This window comes from Bradyrhizobium sp. 604_D8_N2_3 (assembly GCF_051810765.1).
Classification (GTDB): domain Bacteria; phylum Pseudomonadota; class Alphaproteobacteria; order Rhizobiales; family Xanthobacteraceae; genus Bradyrhizobium; species Bradyrhizobium barranii.
Map to the genome: position 1 here is coordinate 6,172,379 of NZ_JBPWPM010000001.1, position 15,516 is coordinate 6,187,894.

The window sequence follows — 15,516 nt, forward strand, 5'->3', positions numbered from 1 at the left end:
CTTTCTGCCGCCTCCCCGCTCCCCGCTAAAATCGACAAGACATTGAAATTACTTTGTTTTCTGAGTTGGCACGGCTTTCGCTGAGAGAGGACCGAGGCCGGAGGGTTTGGGAGAACCTGGCGGTCTCGTTCACGGGTCGGCCAAGGCGCTTGGGAGAGCGAGGTGGCAGGCTCACTCAGGGGAGATTTCCGATGCAGAACGCGCTTCTGATCGGCTTGTCACGGCAGATGACGTTGGAACGGCAGATGGATGTCATCGCCAACAACGTCGCCAATGCCAACACCAACGGCTTCAAGGCCGACCATTCGCTGTTCGAGGAGTTTCTCAACTCGAACGCGCGTGAGGACAATTTCATCGCGTCCGACCGCCGGGTCTCCTATGTGCAGGACCGCGGCACCTTCCGCGACGTCGGCCAGGGGCCGATGGAGCCGACCAACAACCCGCTCGACATGGCGATCGACGGCAACGCGTTCTTCGCGGTGCAGGCCAATGGCGGCGAACGCTACACCCGCGACGGCAAATTCTCGCTCAACAGCACCGGCCAGCTCGTCACCTCCGACGGCAACCTCGTGCTCGGCACTGGCGGCCCGATCACCTTCCAGCCCACCGACCACGACATCAATGTCGCGCCCGACGGCACCGTCACGGTGCTCGAGGGCACCGCCAAGACCGACTCGATCCGCGGCAAGATCCGCATGGCTGCGTTCGACGATGCGGCGAAGCTGACCAAGCTCGGCGCCAACCTCTACGACGTCGGCTCCGCGACCCCGCAGGCCATCACCAAGTCGACCGTGCGCCAGGGCTACATCGAGAAGTCCAACGTGAACTCGGTCGGCGAGATGAGCCGCATGGTCGAGGTCATGCGCAGCTACACCGCCATCGCCAACCTGCTTCAGCAGCAGAGCGACCTCCACAAATCGGCGATCGAGAAGCTCGCCGACGTTCCGGCCTGATTAGGGGATCACTGACATGCAAGCGCTCCACACCGCTGCGACCGGAATGGCGGCCCAGGAACTCAACGTCCAGGTCATCTCCAACAACATCGCCAACCTGCGCACCACCGGTTTCAAGAAGCAGACGGCGGCGTTCCAGGACCTGATCTACGAGCACGTCCGCCGCGTCGGCGCGCAGGCCTCGGACCAGGGCACCATCGTGCCTGTCGGCGTCGACATCGGCGGCGGCGTCAAGACCGTCGGCACGCCGCGCAGCATGACGCAGGGCACGCTGTCGCAGACCGGCAACGATCTCGACCTCGCGATCTCGGGCGAAGGCTTCTTCAAGATCCTGATGCCCGACGGCACCTTCCAGTACACCCGCGACGGCACCTTCCAGATGGACAACCAGGGCCGCGTCGTCACCGCGCAGGGCAACCCGGTGCAGCCGACCATCACCATCCCGAACAACGCCTCCGGCCTCGCCGTCAACGAGCAGGGCCAGGTCTCGGTGACGCTGCCGGGTTCGTCGACGTCGGCCGTTCAGGGCCAGATCGGCGTGACCCGCTTCATCAACAAGGCGGGCCTCCAGCCCGTCGGCAACAATCAGTTCGTCGAGACGCCCTCTTCCGGCCCGCCGCAGGACGGCACCGCGAACTCCGAAGGCTACGGCAAGGTCACGCAGGGCAGCCTGGAGCAGGCCAATGTCGACGTCGTCTCGGAGATGAGCGACCTGATCGCCGCGCAGCGCGCCTACGAGATGAACGCCAAGGTCATCAGCGCCGCCGACCAGATGATGCAATCGACCACGGCGCTGTTCCGCTGAGGTGATGACGATGATCCGCACCACCCTCGCCACGATCTCCGCTTTCCTGCTGCTGGCACTGCCGGCGCAGGCCGCCGACGATTTCATCGCAGCGCCGACGCTGCGCGCGAGCGTCACCGTGACCTCGGACGTGGTGCGGGTCGGCGATCTCATCGACAATGCCGGCTCGGCCGCGCTGATCCCGGTCTACCGCTCGCCCGATCTCGGCACCACCGGCGCGCTGCCGGTCGCGCATGTGCTGTCTGTGCTGCGCGCAAAACAGGTGATCGGCGTAATGACCGGCGACATCAAGGAAGTCCAGGTCACTCGCCTCGCCCGCACGCTCGCCAACAAGGACCTCGAAACCGCGGTGGCCTCGGCGCTCGAGCGCCGCTTCGGCCTTGGGGAAGCCGCCAACATCGCCGTCACGTTCGACCGCGGCGTCGCCGACATGCGGCTCGATGCCTCCAACACCGGCGCGCTCCAGCCGGTCGCCACCCGCTATGACGCCCGCAACGGCCGTTTCGACATCGCCTTCGAGATCAACAACGACAGCAATCCGGCGCCGACCAAGCTGCGCTTCACCGGCACCGCGATCGAGACGGTGGAGGTGGCCGTGCTGACGCGCGACATCGACCGCGCCGATCTCCTCAAGTCCTCCGACATCGCGCTGGAGCGCCGGCCCAAGGCCGAGGTCACCGGCGAGCCCGCCTCGCGCGATCGCACGCTCGGCATGCAGCTGCGCCGGCCGATGCGGGCGGGTATGCCGATCCGCGTCGCCGACATCGTCAAGCCCGACTTCGTGTCGCGCGACCAGAGCGTCACCGTCATCTACCAGGTCCCCGGGATCTACCTCACCACGCGCGGCAAGGCGCTCGAAAGCGGCGCCGAGGGCGACACCGTCAGCGTGCTCAATCTCCAGACCAAGCGCACGCTGGCGGGCATTGTCACCGGTCGCGGCCAGGTGACGATCCAGGGCGCGAGCCAGTCCGCGCCGATGGCGCCTGCGGTCGAGCAGACCTCCTCGCTCAAGCGCGACGAAGCGCCCACCCCCGCGGCCGCTGCTGCAGCGCTCGCACAGAGCCTGGTCCAGCCCCCCACGTCTCCGGCCCAGATCGCCCAAGCCCAGATTCCGCAAGTTCGCGTCCCGCAAGCTCCAGCCAAGTCAGAGTAAGTCATGTCCAGGTTCAGTTCGGCTTCCCGCCTTCGTCGCGTCGCGATCTCTGGTCTGCTGCTGGCAGTTTGCGCGCTGGCGAGCGGCTGCTCCTCGATCGACCGCCTGTCGCAGATCGGCGAGCAACCGAAATTGTCGGCGATCGACAATCCGACGACGCAGCCCGGCTACAAGCCGGTGCAGATGCCGATGCCGAAGCCGGAAGTCGCCTCCTACAATCCGAACTCATTGTGGCGCAACGGCAGCCGCGCCTTCTTCAAGGACCAGCGCGCGACCCATGTCGGCGACCTCCTGACCGTGACCGTGAACATCACCGACAAGGCCAACATCGCCAACGAGACCCAGCGCAGCCGAACCGCCAAGGAGGATTCGGGGATTACGGATTTCATCGGCAGCAAGACGGTCACGCAGCCGCTCAAGATCCTGCCCGGCCGCCTTCTCACCACCGACTCGACATCCTCCGCCGACGGCAAGGGCTCGGTCAATCGCACGGAGGCCTTGCAGACCAACGTCGCCGCGGTCGTGACCCAGGTGCTGCCGAACGGCAACCTCGTCGTCGAAGGCAAGCAGGAGATCCGCGTCAACTACGAGATCCGCGAGCTCATCGTCGCCGGCATCGTCCGCCCCGAAGACATCCAGAGCGACAACACCATCGATTCCAGCAAGATCGCACAGGCCCGCATCGCCTATGGCGGCCGCGGCCAGATCACGGACGTGCAGCAGCCGCGCTACGGCCAGCAGGTCATGGACGTGCTGTTGCCCTTCTAAGCCTCTCCCGAGCTCCCACATCGTGTTCGCGAACCTAGGCGCGAACGACGATGTACTACGCGGCCCTCGCTAGCTCCCCTGGCGAGGGCCGCATGTATTTTGTAAAGCCGATTGGGACGACTGACGGCGGGGATTGCCGTAGGAGCCTCACGTAAACTCCGCCTCCACCACGCCCAGCCCGTCCAGCTCCATCCGCACCTTGTCGCCGGCCTTCAGCCACAGCGTCTTCACCAGGCTCCCCGTCAGCACGAGTTGCCCCGCGTGCAGACCCTTGCTTTCGGCGGCGAGGTGGTTGGCGAGCCAGGCGAGTGCGTTGTGGGGGTGGCCGAGCACGTCGGCGCCGGTGCCGTGGCTGACCTCTTCGCCATTGACGATGGCGCGGCCCTTGACCGCCTTCAGATCCGGCACCGACGAGCGCGGCACCGCCTCACCCAGCACGCAGCCGGCGGCGAAGAAATCGTCGGCGATCAACGTCGGCGCGCCCATCGACTCCCACTTCACATAGCGGTCGTCGACGATCTCGATCGCGGGATGATAGAACTCAACGGCCTCGCCGACCCATTCGGCCGTGAACGGCGCCTCGCCGGCGGCGAGGTCGCGCTTCAATCGCACCGCGATCTCGCACTCGACGCCGACACGGACATAGTCGGCAGCCGCGAGCTTGGCCCCGCTCTCGTGCACGCCCTTCTGGAACACGCTGCCGCCGCAGGGATGCGGGATGCCGATATAGTCCTGCATCACCTGGCTGGTGCAGCCGATCTTGTAGCCGACCAGCGGCCCGACATGCGGCAGCAGCAGATCGTGCAGCGCGCGCTGGACCTGATAGCCCTCGGCTTCGTCGGCCGGTGGATGGTCCAGCGCCGCGAGCGGCGCGTGGTTACGGCGCGCGAGCGCAATCGCCTTTGCGGCTTTGAGAATCTTGTCCATCGGCGCCGGCTCCCACGCTACGCAATTGAGGTCGGCACTTCAGCATCCCCGCCGGGGCGTGACAAGCGCGGGCCAAAGGCAAAGGACGGCCCAAGGGCGCCCTCAGCCCTTGACGAGGCCGAGCCGGATCAGGCTCTCGGCCGTCGCGAGGATCGCCTCAGTGTTGGAACGGGCCTGCCAGCCGAGCAGCGACCTCGCCTTGGCGCTGGTGGAATGCCGAACCCTTCCAAGCATCGGCACGACCGCGCGCAGCAGCGGAATCCGGTTCGCGGCCAGCCGCACCAGCCAGTCCGGGGCCTGGAGCCGCGGAACCCGGCGCGCCCTAGGCCCGAGTTCCCGCCGCAGCACCCTGGCGATATCGAGGATCGACATCGTCTCACCGGAGACCGCGATGAAGCGCTCGCCTTTCGCTTCGGGCGCCGTCATCGCGCGCAGGTGCAAATCGGCGCCGTCGAGATTGGTCCAGTCGGTCTCGTCGAACGGCCTGTCGCGCGCCGGATGGCCATAGCCGATCGCGCCCAGCGACGAGGTGACGACGACCCGGCTGACGCCGGCCTCGTGTGCGGCACGCAGCACGCGCAGCGTACCGTCGCGGGCCGGGATGATCATCTCGTTCTCGTCCTTGGGAACACTGGTCGACAATGGCGAAGCGACATGGAGCACGTAATCGCAGCCGGCGACGGCCTCGCGCCAGCCGTCGTCCGCGGTGAGATCGGCGGTGAAAAAGGACAGGCTCTCCGGCGACGCAGCTCCGCCCTCGCGCAACATGGCGAGCACGTCGGCCTGCCGGTCCGGGCGGCGCACCGTGGTCCGCACCTGATGGCCGGCGGCCAGAAGTTGCAGGACGACATGGATGCCGACGAAGCCGGACCCGCCGGTGACCAGAACAATGCTCATTGCCGAATTCCCCTCCTTGCGCAGGCGGGCGAATTGGTTCCGCCACCCTGCTCAAGGCCGCATCTGGTCACTATCTCCCGGGGAACAAGTAGAATGGATTTCGAGACCGGTATGGAAAACCTGACCAGCGTTTGCGACGGCGACTGCGATTGCAGCCCCGACCCTGCCCTGCTCGCCGACTTCAAGCGGGCCATTCATGCGCTTGGCGGCAAGTGGAAGCTGGAGATCCTGTTCGCGCTGATGAACGGCGCCGTTCGCTTCGGTGCGTTGCGGCGAGCGATCGGCGGCATCACCCAGCACATGCTGACCACGCAGCTGCGCGAGCTTGAGCAGGACGGCCTGGTGTCGCGAACCGTCTTCGCGGAGAAACCTTTGAGGGTCGAGTACGAGTTGACGGATGCGGCCTATGGCCTGTTGCCGGCGTTTAAGGAAATATTGAGCTGGTCCAGGCTTTATGGCGATGCGCGCCTTGTGGCGTCGCAGCAAGCCTGATTGCAGCCAAGCCTGATTGCAGCGATGTGTGAAGCTGCCGGATCGTTGCCTCAGCCTTCGAGTCGATCTCGTTGATGCGACTCGCAAAACCTCCCCCACCTGAAGTGAAGGCTGTTTCTCATCCGAACTTACGTGAGCTCGGAGGAAGTGACTCTAGCCCATTGATCGTGATTCACTTTTCGCGATCGCTGATGCGCGTCGCGGCAAGCGGCAGACAAAATGCTGATCACGGCGCTCAAGCTGCACCGTGAGCCCAAAAACAAAGAGCCGCATCGCTGCGGCTCGGACTCTATTCGTCGCGGTAGACCTTCTCGCGTTTCTCGTGGCGCTCCTGCGCTTCCACCGAGAGCGTTGCGATGGGCCGGGCTTCGAGCCGTTTCAAAGAGATCGGCTCGCCGGTGTCCTCGCAATAGCCGTAGGTGTTGTCCTCGATACGCTGGAGCGCGGCGTCGATCTTGGCGATCAACTTGCGCTGGCGGTCGCGGGCGCGGAGTTCGATGGCGCGGTCGGTTTCGGACGATGCCCGATCGGCGAGATCGGGGTGGTTCACGTTCTCCTCCTGCAGAGCCTGCAGCGTGAGCTTGGACTCTTTGAGGATCTCATCCTTCCAGGCGAGGAGCTTCAAACGGAAGTACTCCTTCTGCCGGTCGTTCATGAAAGGCTCTTTTTCGGTCGGTCGGTAGTTTTTCAACTTTTCCAAGGGCGGCCTATCTGTCTAAGCAACGACTCGCAACGGAACGGGGTCCGTTAAGCCGGGCTTATATAGCGGCCTCCTGTGACAGACAATATTTCCCTGATCGTTCGGTTAGCGCCCCCAAGCCCTTGCACAGGAAGGTTTATCCTGGAGAACCCGGGGGCGGCCGAAGGCCTAGTAACCGACCGTGAAACGCTGCCTTGGATGGGCCGGCCGCTCGATCTCGTCGGCGAGCGCAATGGCGTAGTCGGCGAAGCTGATCCAGCTTTTCCCGTTCGCATCTGCGAGAAGCTGATCGGTCCCGAGCCGGAACTTGCCGGTTCGTTCCCCCTCGATGAAGAGGGCCGACGGCGAGATGAAGGTCCAGTTCAGGTCCTTTTCCTCTCGCAGCAGGTCAAGGAAAGCCCCGCCCGCCTCCGCTTCGGCCTTGTATTGGGCGGGAAAACCGGGGGTTGTAACCAGTTTGACGCCGGGAGCGACTTCCAGGCTGCCGGCACCCCCGACAACGAGGTAGCGACCAACGCCGGACGCCTTCGCCGCGCCGATCAGCTTGAGCGGGTCGCTGGCCAGGAAGTGCACGGAACTCACGGCGACGTCATGCCCGGCCCACAGCTTGGCAAGGCCGGCCTGGTCGAGCACGTCGCCCTTGGTGGACGTGACGTTCGGCAGGGTCGCGATCTTCTCGGGGTTCCGGGCGATTGCCGTGACGGCATGGCCGCGGCGCGACAGTTCCTTGGTGATCTCCGACCCGGCCCGGCCCGAGGCGCCGGCGACTGCGATTTTCATGGAAGGCTCCTTTGCTTCTTTTGGTAACTAACGGTTACTAGATATCGCAACGGATGCTGGTGTTAAGAGAGCACTTTGTGCTTACCTGATTACGCAAGAGTAACCGGGACCCGTCACCGGCGCGCGAGCCGCAAGGGGCCAAACGGATCGTGAGGACTTGACGATGAAGCCAGACGTCTATGCAGCGAACTGCCCCACGCGCCAGATCCTCGACCGCGTCGGCGACAAATGGGCGGTGCTGATCCTGCTGCTGCTGCGCGAGGAGCCGATGCGCTTCAATCAGTTGCGCCGAACGATTGAAGGCATTTCGCAGAAGATGTTGAGCCAGGTTCTCAAGTCGCTCGAGCGCGACGGCCTGATCAAGCGTCACGCCATCGCAACCGTACCGGTGACGGTGGAGTATTCGATCACGCAGCTCGGGGGGACGCTCGCGGCCGCCGTCGATCCCCTGCGCGATTGGGCCGAGCAGAATCTGAAGGACGTGCTCGCCGCCCAGCGCCGCTACGACACGCAGCAGAAGGACGAAGCGGCCTAAGCCTGCCCGGCCTTGGCCAGCTCGACCTCGACGCGCAGCTCGATCTCGGACAGCAGGGAATCCAAACCAGGATCGCCCGAGGATGATTTCAGGTTCGCCGCGGCATCGCGCAGCCGCATCACGGTCGAGGCGTCGAGATTGCCGGACAGTAATCCCATCTTGAGATCGTCGAGCACGTCGAGCGCGGTCCTGCCACGGGCGACCGAGCGCTTGCGGCGCTCGACCGGATCTTCCTCGATGCCTTGCAGTGCGAGCAGCCCATCGATGTTCGCGGCCGCCTTCGGTGCGGCAGCGCCCCGCGTCTCCTGCGCCGACGAGGTGTCGGGCAGCACGAAGGTGCCGGAGCTCGTCCGCCTGGCCTGGCTGGCCGGCGTACCAAGCGTGGTGCCGTTCGGTCCGTAGATGCGCATCGCAGGAATCCGGGTGATCGATGCCGTCACCTTCGCCGTCTTATGGTTAACGGCGCGTAAACGGCCCGGCAAAATCTGCCGAGAGGCGGCAGTTTCGCTCCTCAGGGAGAACGCTCCCTGACACCGGTGGAAACAGGTTTATTCAACCTATTCAATCGCGTAACCCCGCTGCCCCGCGTTGGCACAGCACTCGCAAGGAAAGCGTCGGACCAGCTCGTCATGGGAGTGTCGAGGATGGTTCGAGATGTGAGGAGCCTCGGGGAGCAGAGGATGCCAGGCGTTCGTTGGGTGAGGATTGTTGGGGTGGCCTGCGCCGCGCTGTCAGCGCTGGCGCTCTCGGTCACGCCTGCAAGCGCGACATCGCGCATCAAGGACCTCGCCAATATCGAGGGCGTGCGGCAGAACCAGCTCATCGGCTACGGCCTCGTCGTCGGCCTCAACGGCACCGGCGACACGCTCAACAACATCCCCTTCACCAAGCAGTCGCTGCAAGCGATGCTCGAGCGCATGGGCGTCAACATCCGCGGCGCCACCATCCGCACCGGCAACGTCGCCGCCGTGATGGTCACGGGCAATCTGCCGGCCTTCGCCACCCAGGGCACGCGCATGGACGTCACCGTCTCCGCGCTGGGCGACGCCAAGGATCTGCGCGGCGGCACCCTGCTGGTCACGCCCCTGCTCGGCGCCGACGGCAATGTCTACGCGGTCGGACAGGGCTCGCTCGCGATCTCCGGCTTCCAGGCCGAAGGCGAAGCCGCGAAAATCGTGCGCGGCGTTCCGACCGTCGGCCGCATCGCCAACGGCGCCATCATCGAGCGCGAGATCGAGTTCGCACTCAATCGGCTGCCGAATGTGCGGCTCGCGCTGCGCAACGCCGACTTCACCACGGCCAAGCGGATCGCGGCCGCGATCAACGACTATCTTGGCGTCAAGACGGCCGAGCCGATCGATCCCTCGACGGTGCAGCTTTCGATCCCGCCGGAGTTCAAGGGCAACGTCGTCGCCTTCCTCACCGAGATCGAGCAGCTCCAGGTCGATCCTGATCTCGCCGCCAAGATCGTCATCGACGAACGCAGCGGCATCATCGTGATGGGCCGCGACGTTCGCGTCGCAACCGTCGCGGTGGCGCAAGGCAACCTCACAGTCACCATCTCCGAGAGCCCGCAGGTCAGCCAGCCCAACCCGCTGTCACGCGGGCGCACCGTGGTCACGCCGCGCACCGGCGTCAGCGTCGTCGAGGACGGCAAGAAGTTCGCCGTCGTCAAGGACGGCGTCTCGCTTCAGCAGCTCGTCGACGGCCTCAACGGCCTCGGCATCGGCCCGCGCGACCTCATCAGCATCCTCCAGGCGATCAAGGCCGCCGGCGCGATCGAAGCCGACATCGAGGTGATGTGATGCAGACCAGCATGATCACCCCCCCCCACGTCGTCACCTCCTCGGCCTTCTCGGTGGAGAGCCGCAACGGCCGGCCCGACTTCGAGCTCGCCGCCGCGTTGCAGAAGGTCTCGCCACAGCAGCAGTCCAAGGCGCAGAAGACCGCCACCGATTTCGAGGCGATGTTCCTCAACAGCATGTTCTCGCAGATGACCTCGGGCCTGAAGGGCGAAGGTCCGTTCGGCGACACCCCGGGCACCGGCGTGTGGCGCTCGATGCTGACCGAGCAATATTCCAAGAACTTCGCCAAGGCCGGCGGCGTCGGTGTCGCCACCGAAGTCTACCGCACCCTCATCATGCAGCAGGCGAAAACGATCCGCACGGCATAAGGTCAACCGAGATGAACCATTTCAACGCCTCACGTCAGCCGGTGCAAGCGCAGCGCCCCAACACCGCACCCGGCAACGCCGAGGCGCGCAAGGTCGCCGAGCAGCTGATGGATTCGATGAACGCCCTGCTCGGACTGGTCGAGCGCGAGACCGAGCTCGTCCGCGCCGGCCAGGTCCGCGAAGCGATGACGCTCGAGAGCAAGAAGCAGGAGCTGTCGCGCAACTATGTCAGCGCCGTCAGCGAATTGAAGACGAACCAGGCCCAGCTCGCGAAATCCGCGCCCGAGCTGCTCTCGACGCTGCATCGGCACCACGATGCGTTCCGCGCGATGCTCCAGGTCAATCTCACCGTGCTCGCGACCGCACACGCGGTCTCCGAGAGCGTGGTGCGCGGCGTCAACGCCGAGATCCAGAAGCGCAACGTGCCCAACACCTACACGGCGGCGGGACGCCGCGCGGCTCCGGGCCCACGCCACATCACCCCGCTCGCGGTCAGCCGCTCGCTCTGAGCGCGCGCGAAAACTCCCTGCAATTTTACGAAAAACCGCGCGGCGATATCGTCGCGCGGTTAGGCACGTTTGCTTACCCGGTCTTCAATCCTGGTGTTCCATGGTTGCGTATTGAGAGGGGTTGGGATTTGACTCAGACAAGGCAACCAGGAGGCTGCCATGAGTACAGATTTCAGCATCAGGCCGGTGGGGATACCGGCCCCCGTGCAGATCATAACGACGTCCAATGCGGCGGCGAACGAGGCCGTGCAAACTGATTTGCCGGTGAGCCAGACGGTCGCCGCGAGCGATACGAGCGCGGCTGCGCGCAATGATTTGCAGAGCACCAACGACAGCGTTTCACGCCAGGTCGTTTTCAACCAGCCCGCCGCGTCCTTCGTGTTCCAGGTCGTGAACGAAAGGACCGATGCGGTTGTCGATCAGTTTCCGGATGAAGCGATGCTGCGGCGGCGCGCCTATTTCCACGCACTGGACATGAAGTCCGAGCCCCCGCGTCCACTCAGTACCGATCGCAGCGCCTGACGTTCACGCCGCGGGTCGCGACGGCCGTATCGAGGTCGTTCGAATCGGTCGCGTTACGACCGTCCCGAAAGACCGGCGGCGATGTTGCGATTGATCTCGATCAGCGGGCGGAAGTGATCGAGCTGCGGGCTCATCAGCAGCGCTGCAGTCTGGCTCAGCACGAACACGCTGATGTTGGCGATCCTCTGCCGAACGTCGAGCGGCTGCGGATTGGTGTCGCGCATCGCCTCGCTCAGGAAGATGGTCCAGAGCTTGCGGTTGAACATCAACGCCTGCGTCGTCTGCTCGTTGAAGGGATCGGCACTGTTGATGGCGTCCTGCAGCTTGTTGGCGGCCTTCAGGAGCGTCTGCGCCTCGATATCGCGAGGAGACGCAGTGGTCGTGGCTACACGCGCGTAGGCCGAAGCAGCAGAACTCGACATCGATCACCCTGGAGGTTTCCTCGCCCGTTGTACAGGCTTAAGGATTTCTTTCCCAACCCTAGGCAGCACCGCTTAAGATTTGCTTACGTGAGAGTGCGGACGATCTCCGGACAATTACGGGTCGCGGCATCCACCTTCACCTCAAGGCTAAATCCGAGTGCGCGCACTGTAAACGATTGCATCCATCATGCGCTGATCTGAGCTAATCGACAGTTAGCGATCTCGCTCAAAACAACGGCGAAGCCTAGGCTTCGCCGTTGAATGATTCATCGTGTACGTCAGCGTCGCGCTTAGCGGAGGAGCTGAAGCACGCTCTGCTGCGACTGGTTGGCGAGCGACAGCGCGGAGACTGCGATCGACTGGCGCGTCGAGAGCGCCTGGCTGTTGGCCGCTTCCTCGTTGGTGTCCGCAAGCGTCAAGCTCGACGAGCCGGTCTGCAGCACGTTGATCAGGTTCTTGCTGAAGTCCTGACGGATCTGCACGATCGACAGGTTCGAACCGAGCGTCGACGCCTCGGCACGCAGCGTGGTGCTGGCCGAGTTGAGCGAAGTCAGAATGGCGTTCGCCGATTTCGAGTCCAGGAAATCAACGCCCGAGGTCAAGGGAGCAAGGTTGAGGCCGGCGTCGTTGAAGGTGACGCCCTGAATGTTCAGCGTCGAACGCCCGGTTTCGTTGAACACGAGCTTGAGCGTATCGCCGTTCAGCAGATTGACGCCGTTGTAGGAAGAGTCCTGCGCCGTGGTGTTGATTTGCGCGAGCACGTTGTTGTACTGCCCGACCAGATTGGCGCGCGTGGCTTGCGAATCCGGGTCGACGGTGGGCGCCTGCGCGATCAGGCCATAGAAGGGCTGGCCGCTCGCCGCGGCCGTGCCGCCGATTGCGCCGATCGTCGAGGACGCCGAGTCGTTGGAGGTCACGATGTTGAGATGACCGGTCGTGTCGATCGTCGCCTGCAGGTTGTTCGCCGCCAGCGCCGCGTTGAGCTGATTGAGCGTGGAAACCTGCCCGACGCCGGCGCCGAAGGTGATGCTGGTGGCGGTGCCGCCGCCGGTCGCGCCGATCGTCAACGTCTTGCCGCTGAGCGGGGGCGGAACGCGGGCGGTGGTGCCGGCAGTGAGGCCGAGCGCCGTGAGCACGTTGCCCGAGCCGGAGATCGCCAAATCCTGGCTCGTGCCGGTGCTGAGCACGAGCTTGCCGCCGGAAACGGTCGAGGCCGTGCCCGTACCCGTGATGCCGTCGATCGCGCTCAGTACCGACTGCACCGTGAGTGTGCTGCCGGCACCGATGCCGATCGTGACGTTGCCGAAGGAGTCGGTGGTCGAGGTGGTTTGCGCGGTCGAGAAGGTGATCGTCTTGCCGTCGACAGTCAGGACCGAACCGTTGGTAATCGTCGTACCGAGATCGTCGGAACCCGCACCGGCGGTACCGACCAGCTTGGTCGCGCCCGTGATCGGCGCCGCGCCGCTCGTATCGTCATTGTTGACGACGGTGCCGGTGACCGTGTTGTTGGTGTATGCCGTGCCCAGCAGGTTGTTGGCGGTCGCACCGGGGACCGCGGCCGCCGTCACGTTGGATTTGGGCGAATAGCCTGTCGGGCTCTGCAGCACCTGGCTGGCGATCGATTTGGCGCTGTCGACCAGCTTTTGCAGCGAGGTGATGCCGGTGTTCGCGGCCTGCAGCACCTGCACGCCGTTGCTGATGCCATCCAGGAGATTGCTGATGTCGCTGGCGCGATTGTCGAGCCCCTGTGCGGTGAAGAAGTTGGTCGGATTGTCCAGCGCCGTGTTGACCTTCTTGCCGGTTGCAAGACGTTCCTGCGTGGTAGCGAGCAGGTCGGCTGTCGACTGCAGCGACAACAGGTTCTGGCGGACTGATGCCGAGAGAACGATGTTGGACATTGGCAGATCTTCCTCTTGGAGCGCGACGCGTACGAATCGGAGCCCGCCGGTCTGGCAAATGGGCTTTTGTCTAGTTCTAGGCCCACTCCTTTAAATTAAGGTTAATGGCGGCTTAAGCCACAAGGTTAACAAGGTATTAACCGGTCAGGGTTCCCTGAAACCCGATTCACGCCGCATCACGCGCAAAAAAACGGCGAGGCAAAAGCCCCGCCGTAATGCCTTGTTTGACGATTTTCGCCGCGTATCAGCGCAGGAGCTGCAACACGCTCTGCTGCGACTGGTTGGCCAGCGACAGCGCCGAGACCGCGATCGACTGGCGGGTCGACAGCGCCTGGCTGTTGGCCGCTTCCTCGTTGGTGTCGGCCAGCGTCAGGTTGGACGAACCGGTCTGCAGGACGTTGATCAGGTTCTTGTTGAAGTCCTGACGGATCTGCACGACCGACAGGTTCGAACCCAGCGTCGATGCTTCCGAACGCAGCGTGCTGCTGGCGGCATTGAGCGAGGTCAGGACCTTGTTGGCCGAAGCGTTGTCCAGGAAGTCGGTGCCCGAGGCGAGGGTCGAGATGTTGAGACCCGCGGTGTTGAAGGTCACACCGGTGATGCTCAGCGTCGACTTGCCGGTTTCGTTGAACGTCAGCTTCAGCGTATCGCCGTTGAGCAGGTTGACGCCGTTGAAGGAGGCATCCTGCGCGGTCGTGTTGATCTGCGCGAGCACGTTGTTGTACTGCGCAACCAAGCCTGCACGCTGGGTCTGCGAGGTCGGATCGGCAACCGGAGCCGCGATGGCAGCGCTGTGGAACGGGCCGGTGGCGGTAAAGGCCGAGCCGCCGAGCGTACCGATCGTCGAGGAGGCCGCGTCGTTCGTGGTCGTGATGGAGATCACGCCGGTCGAGTCGATCGAGGCCTGCAGGTTGTTGGCCGCCAGCGCCGAATTGAGCCCGTTCAGCGTCGAGATCTGGCCGGTGCCGGTGCCGAAGGTGATGCTGGTGGGCGTGCCGCCGCCGGTGGCTGCGATCGTCAGCGTCTGGCCGGAGATGGCGGGCGGGACGCGGGCGGTGGTGCCGGCGGTGAGACCGAGCGCGGCGAGCACGTTGCCCGAACCCGCGATCGTGAGATCCGAGGTCGTGCCGGTGCTCAGCGTGAGCTTACCAGCCGCGACGGTCGAGGCGGTGCCGGTGCCGGTGATGCCGTCGATCGCAGTCAGCACGCTCTGCACCGTCAAGGTGCTGCCCGTGCCGATGCCGATGGTGACGTTGCCGGCGGTGTCCGTGGTCGAAGTGGTCTGCGCGGTCGAGAACGTGATGGTCTTGCCGTTGACCGTCAGGACCGAGCCGTTGGTGATGGCGGTGCCGAGGTCGTCGGAACCCGCACCGGCGGTACCGACCAGCTGGGTGGAGGCCGTGATGTTGACCGCAGTGCCGGTGTTGTCGTTCAGCACGGCGGTGCCGGCGACCGTGTTGTTGGTGTAGCCGGTGCCGAGCAGGTTGTTGGCGGTCGCGCCGGTGATGGCGGTCGAGGTCACGGTCGACTTGGTGGAGTAGCCCGTCGGGCTCTGCAGCACCTGGTTGGCAATCGACTTGGCGCTGTCCACCAGCTTCTGCAGCGAGGTGATGCCGGTGTTGGCTGCCTGGAGAACCTGAACGCCGTTGCCGATGCCATCGAGCAGATTGCCGATGTCGCTGGCGCGGTTATCAAGGCCCTGGGCGGTGAAGAAGTTGGTGGGATTATCCAGAGCCGAGTTCACCTTGCGGCCAGTCGACAGACGGGACTGGGTGGTGGCGAGGAGGTCGGCGGTGGACTGGAGGGAGAGCAGGTTCTGGCGAACCGATGCGGAGAGAACGACGGACATACTGTTACCTTTCTGGTAGCTACGCGTCCTATCTGACCAAAATTGATCAGACGACCGCCGGACCGTGCGTCCAAGCCTCTAACAATCCGTGAAATGAAACCCGCACTTTTCCCGCCGCGACGCTGAAAGCGCC

18 protein-coding genes are annotated in these 15,516 nt (G+C 64.5%); 10 read left to right on the top strand and 8 right to left on the bottom strand.

Annotation, left to right across the window (positions count from 1 at the left end):
* Positions 1–191 precede the first annotated feature (191 nt).
* The 4 genes from flgF to flgH are packed head-to-tail and all read left to right on the top strand — an operon-like array spanning position 192 to position 3,679.
* Complete coding sequence (gene flgF / locus AB7245_RS29715) at positions 192–953, top strand: flagellar basal-body rod protein FlgF (protein ID WP_063982277.1); 762 nt, start codon at positions 192–194, stop codon at positions 951–953.
* 16 nt (positions 954–969) lie between these two features.
* Complete coding sequence (flgG, locus tag AB7245_RS29720) at positions 970–1,758, top strand: flagellar basal-body rod protein FlgG (protein ID WP_014494004.1); 789 nt, start codon at positions 970–972, stop codon at positions 1,756–1,758.
* A 10-nt stretch (positions 1,759–1,768) separates the two neighbouring features.
* Positions 1,769–2,911 carry a flagellar basal body P-ring formation chaperone FlgA gene (flgA, locus tag AB7245_RS29725; RefSeq protein ID WP_085405940.1) on the top strand — a complete coding sequence of 381 codons (1,143 nt, stop codon included), beginning with the start codon at positions 1,769–1,771 and terminating at the stop codon, positions 2,909–2,911.
* Between the two features lie 3 nt (positions 2,912–2,914).
* Complete coding sequence (gene flgH / locus AB7245_RS29730; protein ID WP_063982276.1) at positions 2,915–3,679, top strand: flagellar basal body L-ring protein FlgH; 765 nt, start codon at positions 2,915–2,917, stop codon at positions 3,677–3,679.
* A gap of 147 nt (positions 3,680–3,826) precedes the next feature.
* Here the strand turns inward: flgH and AB7245_RS29735 are convergent, their stop codons facing one another.
* Both AB7245_RS29735 and AB7245_RS29740 read right to left on the bottom strand, forming a co-directional pair.
* Entirely contained in the window at positions 3,827–4,606 is a 780-nt protein-coding gene (locus tag AB7245_RS29735) for a 2-keto-4-pentenoate hydratase (RefSeq protein WP_085405902.1), read from the bottom strand.
* Positions 4,607–4,708: 102 nt separating this feature from the next.
* Positions 4,709–5,503, bottom strand: coding sequence for an NAD-dependent epimerase/dehydratase family protein (locus AB7245_RS29740; protein ID WP_439035207.1), 795 nt, complete (start codon positions 5,501–5,503; stop codon positions 4,709–4,711).
* Positions 5,504–5,596: 93 nt separating this feature from the next.
* On the opposite strand from AB7245_RS29740, the gene AB7245_RS29745 reads away from it, so the two are divergent.
* The gene (locus tag AB7245_RS29745) at positions 5,597–5,995 is read left to right on the top strand and encodes a winged helix-turn-helix transcriptional regulator (RefSeq protein ID WP_201266287.1); all 399 of its coding nucleotides are present in this window, start codon (positions 5,597–5,599) and stop codon (positions 5,993–5,995) included.
* Positions 5,996–6,284: 289 nt separating this feature from the next.
* On the opposite strand, the gene dksA is transcribed toward AB7245_RS29745, so the two are convergent.
* Together dksA and AB7245_RS29755 are read right to left on the bottom strand one after the other, a co-directional pair.
* Entirely contained in the window at positions 6,285–6,650 is a 366-nt protein-coding gene (gene dksA / locus AB7245_RS29750; RefSeq protein WP_008554760.1) for an RNA polymerase-binding protein DksA, read from the bottom strand.
* Positions 6,651–6,863: 213 nt separating this feature from the next.
* Positions 6,864–7,475, bottom strand: coding sequence for an NAD(P)-dependent oxidoreductase (locus tag AB7245_RS29755; protein WP_231142312.1), 612 nt, complete (start codon positions 7,473–7,475; stop codon positions 6,864–6,866).
* Between the two features lie 163 nt (positions 7,476–7,638).
* On the opposite strand from AB7245_RS29755, the gene AB7245_RS29760 reads away from it, so the two are divergent.
* Positions 7,639–8,010: a winged helix-turn-helix transcriptional regulator gene (locus AB7245_RS29760; RefSeq protein ID WP_085405899.1), complete on the top strand. Its 372-nt coding sequence runs from the start codon at positions 7,639–7,641 to the stop codon at positions 8,008–8,010.
* Here AB7245_RS29760 and AB7245_RS29765 read toward each other — a convergent pair.
* Entirely contained in the window at positions 8,007–8,420 is a 414-nt protein-coding gene (locus tag AB7245_RS29765) for a flagellar assembly protein FliX (RefSeq protein WP_063982271.1), read from the bottom strand. The two genes, AB7245_RS29760 and AB7245_RS29765, sit on opposite strands and share 4 nt — an antisense overlap.
* A 270-nt stretch (positions 8,421–8,690) precedes the next feature.
* Here AB7245_RS29765 and AB7245_RS29770 point away from each other — a divergent pair, with 270 nt between their 5' ends.
* The 4 genes from AB7245_RS29770 (at position 8,691) to AB7245_RS29785 (ending at position 11,214) form a co-directional block, all read left to right on the top strand.
* Positions 8,691–9,815 carry a flagellar basal body P-ring protein FlgI gene (locus AB7245_RS29770; protein WP_085405897.1) on the top strand — a complete coding sequence of 375 codons (1,125 nt, stop codon included), beginning with the start codon at positions 8,691–8,693 and terminating at the stop codon, positions 9,813–9,815.
* Positions 9,815–10,183 (top strand): flagellar assembly peptidoglycan hydrolase FlgJ, encoded by a 369-nt coding sequence (gene flgJ / locus AB7245_RS29775; RefSeq protein WP_085405896.1) that lies wholly within the window; start codon positions 9,815–9,817, stop codon positions 10,181–10,183. The genes AB7245_RS29770 and flgJ overlap by 1 nt, the downstream gene beginning before the upstream one ends.
* Positions 10,184–10,194: 11 nt before the next feature.
* Positions 10,195–10,692, top strand: coding sequence for a hypothetical protein (locus AB7245_RS29780; protein ID WP_085405895.1), 498 nt, complete (start codon positions 10,195–10,197; stop codon positions 10,690–10,692).
* A 159-nt stretch (positions 10,693–10,851) separates the two neighbouring features.
* Positions 10,852–11,214, top strand: a complete 363-nt coding sequence (locus AB7245_RS29785) for a hypothetical protein (RefSeq protein WP_028148520.1) — start codon at positions 10,852–10,854, stop codon at positions 11,212–11,214.
* 53 nt (positions 11,215–11,267) lie between these two features.
* Here the strand turns inward: AB7245_RS29785 and flaF are convergent, their stop codons facing one another.
* The 3 genes from flaF to AB7245_RS29800 form a co-directional block, all read right to left on the bottom strand.
* Positions 11,268–11,636, bottom strand: a complete 369-nt coding sequence (flaF, locus tag AB7245_RS29790; protein WP_014493991.1) for a flagellar biosynthesis regulator FlaF — start codon at positions 11,634–11,636, stop codon at positions 11,268–11,270.
* A 290-nt stretch (positions 11,637–11,926) separates the two neighbouring features.
* Entirely contained in the window at positions 11,927–13,534 is a 1,608-nt protein-coding gene (locus AB7245_RS29795) for a flagellin N-terminal helical domain-containing protein (protein WP_028148522.1), read from the bottom strand.
* A 244-nt stretch (positions 13,535–13,778) separates the two neighbouring features.
* Positions 13,779–15,383 (bottom strand): flagellin N-terminal helical domain-containing protein, encoded by a 1,605-nt coding sequence (locus AB7245_RS29800; protein WP_135214580.1) that lies wholly within the window; start codon positions 15,381–15,383, stop codon positions 13,779–13,781.
* Positions 15,384–15,516: the final 133 nt, after the last annotated feature.

Coding starts and splice junctions, on each gene's coding strand:
- AB7245_RS29785 (WP_028148520.1), top strand. CDS start 10,852: ATGAGTACAGATTTCAGCATCAGGCCGGTGGGGATACCGGCCCCCGTG.
- flgF (WP_063982277.1), top strand. CDS start 192: ATGCAGAACGCGCTTCTGATCGGCTTGTCACGGCAGATGACGTTGGAA.
- AB7245_RS29755 (WP_231142312.1), bottom strand. CDS start 7,475: ATGAAAATCGCAGTCGCCGGCGCCTCGGGCCGGGCCGGGTCGGAGATC.
- AB7245_RS29745 (WP_201266287.1), top strand. CDS start 5,597: ATGGATTTCGAGACCGGTATGGAAAACCTGACCAGCGTTTGCGACGGC.
- flgG (WP_014494004.1), top strand. CDS start 970: ATGCAAGCGCTCCACACCGCTGCGACCGGAATGGCGGCCCAGGAACTC.
- AB7245_RS29735 (WP_085405902.1), bottom strand. CDS start 4,606: ATGGACAAGATTCTCAAAGCCGCAAAGGCGATTGCGCTCGCGCGCCGT.
- AB7245_RS29780 (WP_085405895.1), top strand. CDS start 10,195: ATGAACCATTTCAACGCCTCACGTCAGCCGGTGCAAGCGCAGCGCCCC.
- AB7245_RS29800 (WP_135214580.1), bottom strand. CDS start 15,383: ATGTCCGTCGTTCTCTCCGCATCGGTTCGCCAGAACCTGCTCTCCCTC.
- flaF (WP_014493991.1), bottom strand. CDS start 11,636: ATGTCGAGTTCTGCTGCTTCGGCCTACGCGCGTGTAGCCACGACCACT.
- flgH (WP_063982276.1), top strand. CDS start 2,915: ATGTCCAGGTTCAGTTCGGCTTCCCGCCTTCGTCGCGTCGCGATCTCT.
- AB7245_RS29765 (WP_063982271.1), bottom strand. CDS start 8,420: ATGCGCATCTACGGACCGAACGGCACCACGCTTGGTACGCCGGCCAGC.
- dksA (WP_008554760.1), bottom strand. CDS start 6,650: ATGAACGACCGGCAGAAGGAGTACTTCCGTTTGAAGCTCCTCGCCTGG.
- flgJ (WP_085405896.1), top strand. CDS start 9,815: ATGCAGACCAGCATGATCACCCCCCCCCACGTCGTCACCTCCTCGGCC.
- flgA (WP_085405940.1), top strand. CDS start 1,769: ATGATCCGCACCACCCTCGCCACGATCTCCGCTTTCCTGCTGCTGGCA.
- AB7245_RS29795 (WP_028148522.1), bottom strand. CDS start 13,534: ATGTCCAACATCGTTCTCTCGGCATCAGTCCGCCAGAACCTGTTGTCG.
- AB7245_RS29770 (WP_085405897.1), top strand. CDS start 8,691: ATGCCAGGCGTTCGTTGGGTGAGGATTGTTGGGGTGGCCTGCGCCGCG.
- AB7245_RS29740 (WP_439035207.1), bottom strand. CDS start 5,503: ATGAGCATTGTTCTGGTCACCGGCGGGTCCGGCTTCGTCGGCATCCAT.
- AB7245_RS29760 (WP_085405899.1), top strand. CDS start 7,639: ATGAAGCCAGACGTCTATGCAGCGAACTGCCCCACGCGCCAGATCCTC.